Here is a 12340-nt window from a genome sequence, read left to right on the forward strand (position 1 = left end):
TGCCTGTACGACTGAGCATAGATGACTATACGACTGAATAGGGTTCAGTCGTATAGTTAACCCTATTCAGTCGTATACTGATTCCCCCCCTCTTCAGAAGTATTTCTAAAGCACTTTTATATGAAAAGAATTATATTATCATTATTCCTGACATTTACAGTCTTCTCCGCCCGTGCCGACGAAGGTATGTGGATGCTCACCGACCTGCAAAAGCAGAATGAGGTTGCTATGACGGAGCTGGGACTACTTATCCCCGCAAACCAAATTTATAATCCTGATGGCATTGCCCTGAAAGATGCGGTTATCCACTTTGGTGGCGGCTGTACGGGTGAGGTGATTTCCGCCGAAGGACTGGTACTGACCAATCATCACTGCGGATACGGCTCTATCCAACAGCATAGCACGGTGGAGCATGACTACCTCACGGACGGCTTCTGGGCCATGAGCCGTAAAGAAGAACTTCCCTGCAAAGGGCTTACCATCACCTACATTGATGAGATATTGGACGTAACGGACTTCGTGAATGAACAATTGAAAATTGATCCGGACCCGAATGGTACGAACTACCTCTCACCCAAGTATCTGAAAGAAGTAGCCGAACGGTTCTCTTCCGAGCAAGGCATTGCCCTGACACCGGGACGCAAGCTGGAACTGAAAGCATTCTACGGCGGAAACCGTTATTATCTCTTCATCAAGACCACCTACAGTGACATCCGCATGGTAGGCGCACCTCCCTCATCCATCGGTAAGTTCGGTGCCGACACCGACAACTGGATGTGGCCGCGCCATACGGGCGATTTCTCTTTGTTTCGCATTTATGCCGACAAAGACGGAAACCCGGTAGAATACTCCAAGGATAATGTACCCCTGAAAGTTAAGAAGCATCTCACCATCAGCCTTGCCGGTTATAAAGAAGGTGATTTCACTTTCGTCATGGGTTTCCCCGGACGCAACTGGCGCTATATGATTTCCGATGAAGTGGAAGAACGTATGGAAACCACTAACTTCATGCGCCACCATGTGCGTGGAGTACGCCAGGAAGCATTAATGGAAGAAATGCAAAAGAACCCTGCCGTACGTATCCACTACGCCAGCAAGTATGCTTCTTCTGCCAACTATTGGAAAAATGCCATCGGCATGAACGAAGGTCTTGTCCGCCTGAAAGTGCTCGACACCAAACGTGCGCAACAGGAACAACTCCTGGCCCGCGGACGCGAGCAGGGTGACGATTCTTATCAGAAAGCATTCGACCAGATACGCAGCATTGTTGAGCACCGCCGTCCCGCCCTTTACCATCAGCAAGCCATTCAGGAAGCATTGGTCACCGGGCTGGACTTTATGCGCATCCCCAACACTTCCGCCATGCTGACTGCCCTGAAGAGCAAAGACAAAGCACAGATTAAGGCAGCCGCCGACAGCCTGAAAATAGCTGCGGACAAGTATTTTGCATCCGTACCTTTCCCCGAAGTGGAACGCACTGTTGCCAAAAAAATGTTGCAGACTTACATGCAATACATTCCGGCAGAACAACGCATCAGCATCTTCGAAGTGATTGACAAACGCTTCAAAGGCAACAGCGACGCTTTCATAGACGCTTGCTTTGACTACTCCGTCTTCGGGAAAAAAGAGAATTTCGAGAAGTTCATCCGCAAACCCGGTTCGTATAAGCTGGCTTTCGACTGGATGGTGCTGTTCAAGCACTCCATCACGGACGGACTGTTGCAGACAGCTATTGCCATGGCAGATGCCAACAAGAACTATAATGCCGCACACAAAGTATGGGTGAAGGGCATGATGGATATGAAGCGGAGTGCAGGTATTCCCATCTATCCGGATGCAAACTCTACCTTGCGCCTCACTTACGGCAAGGTATTGCCATATGAACCGGCAGACGGTGTGGAATATGGTTATTACACTACCCTCAAAGGTGCTATGGAAAAAGAAGACCCCAACAACTGGGAGTTTGTGGTTCCTGCCAAGTTGAAGCAACTGTATCAGGCAAAAGACTTTGGACGCTATGCCATGCCAAATGGTGAAATGCCTATCTGCTTCATTGTGAACACGGACAACACTGGTGGCAACTCCGGTAGCCCGGTATTCAATGCGAAAGGCGAACTGATAGGTACAGGGTTCGACCGTAACTACGAAGGACTGACGGGAGATATTGCCTTCCGCCCGTCTTCACAGCGTGCAGCTTGCGTAGATATCCGCTATACACTATTCATTATTGAAAAGTATGCCGGAGCTTCCCATATCATCAAGGAGCTGACGATTGCGGAATAAACCAATAATCGTTCTCCCTCACTACCCGAACGAATGATTATTCGCCCCTACAAACTATATGACCGCTAAATGCATATCATGCTTGTAGGGGCGAAATTGTTTTCACCTGTATATATACCCTTGAAATTATTTTCTCATGGAAAATGTTTCTTTTATGCAAGTATTCTAAAAAATACCCAAAAACGTATGTATTACAGGTATGAAAAACCATAATCCGTGAACAAAAAATACCATAATACGTTCTTACTACAGAAGTAATACAATTATTATATTAACAAAAAACATGTAGTAACAACAGAAAGGAAAAGATTATGGAAAAATTTGAAGAACTCATACAATCAGAAAAGCCCGTTTTAGTAGATTTTTTTGCAACTTGGTGTGGTCCGTGTAAGGCTATGCATCCGGTACTGGAAGAATTGAAAGGACAAATAGGTGAATCTGCACGTATCGTGAAAATAGATGTAGACCAGCATGAAGAACTGGCTTCCAAGTATCGCATACAAGCTGTGCCTACATTCATTGTATTCAAAAAGGGTGAAGCCGTTTGGCGTCATTCCGGAGTTATCAAAGGCAGCGAACTGAAAGCTGTCATTGAGCAAAATTCATAAAAAACAAGAAGATGAAGAAAACACTGACATTTGCAGTCTTGATTTTTGCAAGCGTACTCACATTTGCTTGCACCAATGGGACTAAAGCACAACCCAATGGGGTGGAACAAAAAGACGCCAAAAGTGGCGAAGTAGTCGTAATGAACAAGGATATGTTCGTAAAGGATGTATTTGATTACGAAAAATCCCAGGATTGGAAATACAAAGGCGATAAACCTGCTATTATTGATTTGTATGCAGACTGGTGTGGTCCCTGCCGTATGACGGCTCCTATCATGAAAGAACTGGCAAAAGAATATGCCGGTAAGATTGTAATCTATAAGGTGAATGTGGACAAGGAACGTGAACTTGCTGCGCTATTCAATGCAAGCAGTATTCCTCTATTCGTATTCATCCCGATGGAAGGAGAGCCGCAACTTTTCCGGGGAGCAGCCGATAAAGCTACCTACAAAAAGGCAATTGAAGATTTTTTGTTGAAAAAAGAATAATAAAAGGAAAAGTCACAGGAGTTAAGTATTAATAATTAGCGGCATATCTTTCCACTCATTATTATACCGCTCCGTGACAGTGTGATAACCCGACGCTTGCAGGGCCGCCAAGGCTTGCAGGCGTCCGTTGTTTATACGCTCCGGGTAGTGGGAATCGCTGTTCACCTGTACACGAATCCCCTTCTCAAGCAACATTGGGAAATAGCGTTCATTGGGGTAGAAAGTACCTAAGTCAAGCCATGCCTTTGTATTGACTTCTACGATATATCCTTTCCGGGCAATAGCATTGAAATAGTCCTGCATCAAAGCATCATACCAAGGTTCATCCAGCAATCCGGGACGATAGGCGGCAGCATTATAATGCATCTTGTCGGCATGACCCACAATATCAAAACCACCCAGTTCCACCATACGCATCAAACGTTCGTAATAGAGATGCACAACCCGCATCAAGTCGCCGCCAAACTCCTTATTTACGATGGTGCGGAATTTATCTGCCGAGACATCTATATCCACTACTTCTCCTTTATCATTATAGAGCAGGTGTACAGAACCGATACAATAATCCAGTGGCAGCTCGCGGAAACGAGCTATGGAGGGGTTACTTTCTTCATTCAGATAGTCTATTTCCAGACCGATATACAGTTCTATTTGTCCGGCATATCTAGCTTTCAGACGGCGGAATTCCGCCAGATAGTCGTCCATAGAGTCCCACTCCATCGTCCATGCCGTAGAGAATGGCAGGGGGGCATGTGAAGAGAAGCCATAGGATGTAAAACCTCCGCTCAGGGCAAAGCGGACAAAGTCTTCCATATTGGCACGTCCGTCACAATACAAGCTATGACTATGATAGTTAGTTAAATTTTCAGTCCTCACCATCTGATATATTTCATTCTTAATTCTTTCATTCTCAATTTCGAACTTCAGTTCGATTCTATTTCGCTGAGTTCCAACCAACGCATTGTCTTTTCATCAATCAAATCCGTTACTTCGGGCAAGCGTTTTGATTTCTCCGTCAGTTCTTCTACAGATAAGGTTCCACTGCACAAAGCAGCTTCGATGGCTTTTTTTTCTTCTTCCAAAGCAGCAATCTCCTCTTCCAGTTGTTCAAATTCCCTTTTCTCCTTGAAAGACATCCGGCGTTTTTCGTTCATACGAACTTTGGCTGTTTTATCTTCCAACGGCTTAGAAATTTCTTTCTCTTTCTCCTTTTCCAGACGAGTTTTCTCTTCTTTCCAATCACGATACTGGGTGTAGTTTCCGGGGAAATCGCGGATGTCCGCCTGACCATTGAACACCAGCAAGTGGTCTACCACCTTGTCCATGAAGTAACGGTCGTGGCTCACCACAATAACGCAACCCTTGAAGTTCTGCAAGTATTCCTCCAGTACATTCAGGGTAATGATGTCCAGGTCATTGGTAGGTTCATCCAATACCAAGAAGTTGGGATTGCGCACCAGTACCGTACATAGATACAGGCGGCGGCGCTCTCCACCACTCAGTTTATAAACATAGCTATGCTGGGTTTCGGGAGTAAAAAGAAAATGTTGCAGGAATTGAGATGCGGTAAGCTTCTTGCCGTTACCCAGTTCAATGACCTCGGCGATGTCCTGCACCACATCAATCACTTTCATTTGTTCGTCGAATTGCAAACCATCCTGCGAATAATAACCAAAGCGCACGGTTTCACCAATATCAATCGTTCCACTATCTGCCTTCTGCTCTCCCATCAGAATTTTGATAAAGGTAGATTTGCCCGTACCATTGTTTCCTACGATACCCATCTTCTCGTAACGGGCAAAGATATAGGAGAAATCTTCCAATATCTTCAGATCACCGAATGACTTGTACACATGGTCTGCCTCGAATATCTTGCTACCGATGTAGGATGCTTTCACATCCAACTTCACATTGTCGTTGTTGGAACGCTGTTTGGCTACCTTCTCCAACTCATAAAAGGCCTCTTCACGATAACGTGCTTTGTGCCCACGGGCTTGCGGCATGCGGCGCATCCATTCCAGCTCTGTGCGATACAGGTTGTTGGCACGGGATATTTCAACATTGGCTGAATCAATCCGCTCCTGGCGCTTTTCCAGATAGTAACTGTAGTTACCTTTATATTGATAAATCTGACGGTTATCTATTTCAATAATTTCGGTACAGACACGATCGAGGAAGTATCTATCGTGTGTCACCATAAGCAAGCTGAGGTTCGTGCGACGCAGGTAGTCTTCCAGCCATTCAGTCATGTCAAGGTCGAGGTGGTTGGTGGGTTCGTCCAGAATCAGCAGGTCCGGCTCGGTGATAAGAGTGTTGGCAAGTGCCACACGTTTCAATTGCCCACCTGACAGATGATTCACTTGTTGATCGAAGTTCCGTATCTTCAGTTGAGACAGGATTTGCTTGGCTTTTTGCTCATAATCCCATGCTTTCTCATGGTCCATACGCACCAGGATTTCGTCTAGACCGGGATGTCCTTCCGTCTCCATGCAACGTTCGTATTCCTTAATCAGTTCTACGGTACTGTTGCCATGGTGGAAACAGGCCTCCAAAACGGTAAGCCCCTCGGGATATTGCGGATCTTGTTCCAAATACCCCACTCTGAGGTCACGGCGGAAAGAAATTGTTCCACTATCATAGCCTTCTTTACCGGAAATAATATTCAGCAAGGTAGTCTTTCCACTACCATTCTTAGCAATCAGTCCGATACGCTGTCCTTCGGCTACACCAAGAGAAGCACTCTCAAGCAATACCAAATCACCGAATGACTTGGTTAAATTTTCTATCTGAAGATAACTTATCACAATTAATAATTATAAGTTAAAAATTAAAAGAGGGTTTTGTAGGTCTCTGTCAAATTGCAGGATTCGCCGGCTTTCACTTTACTCCATACCAACTTCATGGGATCGAGCCATTCTCCGGTAGTTGAGTTTTGCAGTACAGGGGCTTCCCGGTTACCGTCTATCAATGTCATCCACTCCAGACCATCTACCTCATTGGCAAGAATAACGCATAAAACAATGCCGAACGACAACCATGCTTCTTTCTTCTTTGGAGCGATAACACCACTGTCAATGATCTGTTGCATGCTAACTAAATCTTCCTCAGCACCCTGAAAATCTTTTTTCAATTGTTCCTTCACAGTGGTCGTCACCCACTCAAAAGCTTCATTAATCTGGTAGATTTCAGACAAGCGGACAGGTATAATCTCCGCCGGATACTTCACTCCTTCCTTGCGTACTTCCAGCGAGGCGATGACAGCCTCGGCTTCCGTAATAGACGCTCCCTTGTTTACAGTAAAAGAACACTCGAAAGCAATATCACCTGTGCCGGCAATCCAGAGATGGGAAGTATAATATGCACCGTCTTCTTCAAACATCTCTCTACTGTAAGCACATTCCAGATTTCCTATTTTTACAGAAGTTGCCGAAGGGTTTTCCTTCAGTTCCTGGCAGACGGCTTCCTTGCCGTACGTAGCGCTGCCTTTATATGCGGAAATACGAAAATTTCCGGTCCATTCACTGGGATTATAGAAGAGAAAAGAGCCTTCCCCGTCTTCAAACTCATTCCAGTCCGCGGGATATATCATGGAGAACCAAGCTCCCGGAGAGATAAATTTCTTACCTTGTGCCATTGTCATTCAGAGATTAATTGCGAGGCTATCTGACCTCGTCCGGCAAAAGTAACACTACCGCCGTTGATATGCAAACAAATAGAAACAAAAAACAGCCGATTCTCACGAACCGACTGTCCCAATCATCATCTATGAATGAAGACCACTATAGTCTTCAATATCTTATTAAATCCCTATGAAACTTTAATGAAAATCACATTTCTGTTTTCGAGCGCAAAGATAATCAATGAAATACATAGGTCCTCAATATTTTAAGATATTTAAATTAACATTCCATAAACTAAGGGATTTCACTCTGTTTATCGTCTAATGAATGAAGATTTATGTAATTCCCCATTAGAAAATCTTATTCAGCAACATCCCACCAAACTGAAACAGACCAGATATCATTATCTGTAGCTTTGGAGTTAGATTCTTTCAAATTTTTAGCATTAAAATTCACCTCATGAGAGCAATGAGCCATACGACGCCACCAATAACTATTATCCACTTTTGTAGCACCCGGGAATTTTTGAGAAGCAGCCGTAGCACGAATACTCTTCGGACGATCGAAGTCAGGATATACAACCCCAAAATCACCAACATTACCCGCCGAGAAGTTGAAGCGACGCATATCATTCCAGTTTTGTTGTGAGAATGACATTGCAATAAATTTCTGCTTCATGATTTCTGCCATTGTCAACTCATTTACAGCTTGGGCAATACAGCCACTTGCTAAAAATTCATCAATCGCAGCTTGAGATATAGGATTCTTACCAGGATTATTATTTGTTCCGTAAGATTTTAATTTAGTGTTCATAAAATCAAGATGACCTTTAATAGCATTTTTATAAGCAGTCAGCGCACCACCTTTATCGCCTTGACGGAAAATAACCTCGGCTTTGATAAAATCCATTTCATAACTTGTCATTAAGTGCGTGGGAGATTCCGGCAGTGTGTAGAAGGTTCCTGTGGATAAAATGGTACCATCAGCACCCTGATAAAAGCTTTCATCAGCAGCTCCACCTTGCTTACAGCATACTCCTTTCAAAGTCACATAGATAGTATCACCTTCACGTCCGGCAGTACTGACTGAGTAGGATTTCGTAGAAGCATTATATGTCTGCTGTGCAGGGCCTGAATTATTTAAAATATCAGAGTTAATAATATCAACACCGGCTGTCACCATGAAATAAGATTTTCCATTTTTATAATGCTCGTTCATAGGCAACATCTTTTCACGACGAGGATCATAAACTATACTTCCATCCGTTTGCGGATATTCAAATAAATCCGTGTAATATTTAGTCATACGAATATGATCGGACCATGCAGCACAGTCAAATAAGAACGATGTTTTCAAAGGGTCTCCCGCCAAAGCATCAGTACCTGTATCACCCGGATCATTCACATGATTCACAATGGTACTGGTGCTATAATCCTTAGGACCTTTTTCAATAGCAGATAATATCTCTGCAGGTTTATAAAGGGTACTCTTTTTGGAAAGATTATTAAGCCAACGCGCCTTCAACCCATAGACCAGCGCTTTCCATTTAGCCACATCACCATCGTTCCAACTATCTCCACTTTTCAGCGGAGTAGCATTAGGTTCCTGCGTCATATCGAAATAAGGCAAAGCAAGATCCAAGTCAGCCAGGCAACCTTCAAAAATAGCTTGCCCTGTATCATACTTCGGAGTAAGATAAGCTCCCAACGCTTCAGTATACGGACATTCTCCATACCAGTCAGTCATCAACATAAATCCCATAGCTCTGATTACATGAGCAACACCTATGTAATGATATGCTCCTTCTTCCTCAGCTTTTTTTATTAAATCTTCAAGATTACAAGCCGCACCTACAAACCAATGCTGGTAAGGAGTAGTAGAAATACCATTGCTGGCATCCCAATAAGGCATATAGTTATGCAGGTTTGTGGCCAAAGTGGAAACTCCCTTTCGAGAGGTAATTGTACCGTTGATAAAGCCTGCACGAAAACCTGCTGCACCGGCAGCATACCCATAGTGATGTTCAATCCACGGAAGCCTGGATTCCAAAGAAGCAACATCCTGCGTCGGAGTATTGGGATTATCATTCACCTCAAGCCAATCCTCACAGGATACAAATCCCATTGCTAAAACAAGGCTTAATCCTATATATTTTATCTTTTTCATAATTCTTACTTTTTATAATTCATATCTTTTAGAATGTCAAATTAATGCCGAAAGACATACTTGCCGTACTCGGCACACCACAATAGTCAATCCCCGTTGAACTTGAACCGGTCACACCGGAGCCAGCCACACTATTTTCGGGATCAAGTCCTTTATAGTTAGTGAAGAGCAATAAATTATTACCCGTCACATTGATGCTACATCCTTTTATAAATTTGGTCTTTGCCAATAAAGATTTATCAAATGTATATGAAAGAGAGATAGAGCGTAAACGCATCCAATTGGTTTTAGTGATAAAGTTCGATGATTCTTTCGTATAAATATTCGAATAATAATCCTGAATAATCTGATTACCGTTTCTCGCAGTTTTCACCGTGCCGTCAGGGTTCAAAATATCATAATTCTTTCCTGCCTCAAAAATAAATGTCGCATCTTTATAAATCGTATTGCCCTTTGCATCCGTCCCGTCAGGAACAACGCCTGTGATTTCTAATCTATCACGATTTTGCGTGCGGGTACTTAAACCGTTAACGGTCAAATCATACTCCGTACCATTATATATAGCACCGCCAAAACGGAAATCCCACAACATGGATAGATTCCAATTTTTATATTGTATGGTGTTATTCCAACCTCCAGTCATAGTCGGTTCACGGTTACCGACAAATTCAGTTCCATTGCTGGTATACGTAGGCAACCCCGTAGTTGCATCCAATATTACTTTACCAGCATCTGTACGCTTCCATTTATTTCCGGTTAATGCCATAAAGTCACCACCATTAACTGAGGCAGCTTTCACCCCACCAATTTGTACGTCCGTAACATACAATAATTCCATACCCTGCAACAGATTCTCAACAGTACCACGGTTTCCTGCAAAGTTCAGAGTAGTTTCCCATCTCCAATCTTTCGTCTCAACAGGGGTTGCAGTGATAGAGAGTTCCATTCCTTTATTATACACATTACCAACATTAGTTGAATACATAATATATCCATTTGTTTGGCTTAACCGAGGAGACACAATCTGATCTTTACTGTTATTCGTATAATAAGTAAAGTCAAATCCGATACGTCCATTAAAAAAACGCATTTCCAAACCCAGCTCAGTAGATTCTGTAGTTTCAGGTCTCAGATAAGGATTACCACGCGTCCATGAATTACCAGTGCCTACCCCTGCCAGAAAACTTCTTGGTGCCCACAGTGCAGTTGTAGTGGCATAGGCATCAGTATCTTTACCTACACGCGCCCATGATGCACGAATCTTACCAAACGACAAAACATCATTCTCTGGTAACAATTCTGTAAAAACAAAGCTACCACTCACAGATGGATAAAAATAAGAGCGATTATTCACAGGCAATGTAGATGTCCAGTCGTTACGTCCGGTAACTGTCAGATATGCAATATTCTTATAAGCTGCACGAAATTCTCCGAAAACACCCATCAATCTTTTACGACTCTGATAAGATTGAAACTGTTTGGTAGATTGATCTATATTTTCAAAGCTTGGAAATTCCGGAGTGATAAAATTATATCCTGTACGACGTTCGCGTTTTACTTTAGTATCTTCCGCTGAATGGCCTAACATCAGATTTAAATCGAAATCACCCACTTTCTTATTTGCCGTAATGATTAAATTGGAAGTCAAATATTCATAAGTAAAATCAGTAGTTGACAAGCGCCCATTCTGATAAATATCTTTCATTGCTGCCCCCGGAGCAATATAAGTATAATCATTAGTAGTATAGCGATCTATGCCAGCACGATAGCTAACATTCAACCAATCCGCTATTTTATAACTTGGAGCCACAGAACCTGTAAAACGGGTTGTTTTATCCCACATCTTATTCTTATTGATAATCCAATACGGATTGTCAGTGTCTGATACCAGATTCTGATTATCAGGATCTAACTCCTGAAAAATACGGTATTTACTGCCATCATCATTTATCCAACGCGACATATCCTCACTACGAGCCCAACCATACACAGCTTGCATAGCACCATTACCCCCTTTACCATCAGAATCCCAAAGTCCACTGGAAGTTAAAGTTTTATCTGTATTAGAAACCGAGAAAGCTACATTTGCTGCTATTGTAAAGTTACCATATTTACGGTCTCCATTAAAACGGAATGTAGTTTTATCATATCCTGTATTAGGCACAATACCATTTTGATCAAAACGAGAAATAGATAAAAAATAACTACCAGCCTTATTTCCACCAGATACAGTCAACGTATTATCATAACTTGCTCCGTTATTAAAGAAATTTTCGAGATTATCATATACTTTCTCTCCACTCTTGTATTTTTCTCCCCAAGAAGACGTAACCCAATCTGTTTCCAGATTCCCCAAATCATTATATTGTCCTCTTTTATAAGTATCTTGCATTTCAGGCAAACGATTTACCCAACTTGTAGTGAAACGGGTGTTAAAGGTTACTTCCGTATTACCATCAGTATTACCTTTCTTTGTGGTAATCACAATGACACCGGCAGCAGCACGCGAACCATAAAGGGCAGCAGCAGCAGGTCCTTTCAATACTGACATATTTTCAACGTCTTCGGGATTAATATCCATCACACGATTACCAAATGAAGATGCAGTACGAAGCATGCCATCGAAGCCAGAGTCACCACCAATAGCGGTTGAGTTATCATAAATAACTCCATCTACAACAAACAGCGGTTGATTATCACGTTCCAGAGAGGTACCACCACGCAATACAATTTGTGCACCGGCGCCTGCAGAGCCACCAGACTGAGTTATATTAACACCCGCAATCTTCCCATTCAATGAATTGATTACATTGGCATTCTTATTTTTTAAAAGCTCCTTACTATTTACGTCTTGTACTGCATACCCCAACGCTTTACGTTCTTTTTTAATTCCCATTGCTGTTACTACAACTTCACTCAATGCCTGAGCATCATCTTGAAGAGTTACATCATAAGTCGCAGCAGCACCCACAATTATATTAACTGGCTTGTAACCCACGAAGGATATTACTAATGTACTACCAACTGTAGCATCCACAGAGAATCTTCCATCGATATCTGTCACTGCACCTGTACCCGCACCTTTCACTAACACACTAGCCCCAATGATCGGTTCACCTGTCGCGTCTACAACTTTACCCGTGATTTTCTTTGCTTGTTGAGTACTTTGGGAACT

Annotated in this window: 8 protein-coding genes; 3 read left to right on the plus strand and 5 right to left on the minus strand. The window is 42.8% G+C overall.

Annotation, left to right across the window (positions count from 1 at the left end; translation table 11 throughout):
- Positions 1-120 precede the first annotated feature (120 nt).
- The 3 genes from HMPREF9447_RS18225 to HMPREF9447_RS18235 all read left to right on the plus strand — a co-directional run bounded on the left by HMPREF9447_RS18225 (position 121) and on the right by HMPREF9447_RS18235 (position 3379).
- Positions 121-2283, plus strand: a complete 2163-nt coding sequence (locus tag HMPREF9447_RS18225) for a S46 family peptidase (RefSeq protein ID WP_009131241.1) — start codon at positions 121-123, stop codon at positions 2281-2283.
- Positions 2284-2594: 311 nt separating this feature from the next.
- Entirely contained in the window at positions 2595-2891 is a 297-nt protein-coding gene (trxA, locus tag HMPREF9447_RS18230; protein ID WP_009131242.1) for a thioredoxin, read from the plus strand.
- An 11-nt stretch (positions 2892-2902) separates the two neighbouring features.
- Positions 2903-3379, plus strand: coding sequence for a thioredoxin family protein (locus tag HMPREF9447_RS18235; protein ID WP_009131243.1), 477 nt, complete (start codon positions 2903-2905; stop codon positions 3377-3379).
- 21 nt (positions 3380-3400) lie between these two features.
- Here HMPREF9447_RS18235 and HMPREF9447_RS18240 read toward each other — a convergent pair whose 3' ends face one another.
- The 5 genes from HMPREF9447_RS18240 to HMPREF9447_RS18260 form a co-directional block, all read right to left on the minus strand.
- Positions 3401-4258 carry a histidinol-phosphatase gene (locus tag HMPREF9447_RS18240; protein ID WP_009131244.1) on the minus strand — a complete coding sequence of 286 codons (858 nt, stop codon included), beginning with the start codon at positions 4256-4258 and terminating at the stop codon, positions 3401-3403.
- A 44-nt stretch (positions 4259-4302) separates the two neighbouring features.
- Positions 4303-6183 (minus strand): ABC-F family ATP-binding cassette domain-containing protein, encoded by a 1881-nt coding sequence (locus HMPREF9447_RS18245; RefSeq protein WP_009131245.1) that lies wholly within the window; start codon positions 6181-6183, stop codon positions 4303-4305.
- Positions 6184-6206: 23 nt separating this feature from the next.
- Positions 6207-7013 carry a DUF3805 domain-containing protein gene (locus HMPREF9447_RS18250; protein ID WP_009131246.1) on the minus strand — a complete coding sequence of 269 codons (807 nt, stop codon included), beginning with the start codon at positions 7011-7013 and terminating at the stop codon, positions 6207-6209.
- A gap of 346 nt (positions 7014-7359) precedes the next feature.
- Positions 7360-9165, minus strand: a complete 1806-nt coding sequence (locus HMPREF9447_RS18255) for a SusD/RagB family nutrient-binding outer membrane lipoprotein (RefSeq protein ID WP_009131247.1) — start codon at positions 9163-9165, stop codon at positions 7360-7362.
- A 28-nt stretch (positions 9166-9193) separates the two neighbouring features.
- A partial coding sequence (locus HMPREF9447_RS18260) for a SusC/RagA family TonB-linked outer membrane protein (RefSeq protein WP_009131248.1) occupies positions 9194-12340 on the minus strand: 3147 nt, incomplete at its 5' end.

Origin of the sequence: Bacteroides oleiciplenus YIT 12058, assembly GCF_000315485.1 — a bacterium.
In the GTDB taxonomy this organism is placed as follows: domain Bacteria; phylum Bacteroidota; class Bacteroidia; order Bacteroidales; family Bacteroidaceae; genus Bacteroides; species Bacteroides oleiciplenus.

Coding starts and splice junctions, on each gene's coding strand:
- HMPREF9447_RS18225 (WP_009131241.1), top strand. CDS start 121: ATGAAAAGAATTATATTATCATTATTCCTGACATTTACAGTCTTCTCC.
- trxA (WP_009131242.1), top strand. CDS start 2,595: ATGGAAAAATTTGAAGAACTCATACAATCAGAAAAGCCCGTTTTAGTA.
- HMPREF9447_RS18235 (WP_009131243.1), top strand. CDS start 2,903: ATGAAGAAAACACTGACATTTGCAGTCTTGATTTTTGCAAGCGTACTC.
- HMPREF9447_RS18240 (WP_009131244.1), bottom strand. CDS start 4,258: ATGGTGAGGACTGAAAATTTAACTAACTATCATAGTCATAGCTTGTAT.
- HMPREF9447_RS18250 (WP_009131246.1), bottom strand. CDS start 7,013: ATGGCACAAGGTAAGAAATTTATCTCTCCGGGAGCTTGGTTCTCCATG.
- HMPREF9447_RS18255 (WP_009131247.1), bottom strand. CDS start 9,165: ATGAAAAAGATAAAATATATAGGATTAAGCCTTGTTTTAGCAATGGGA.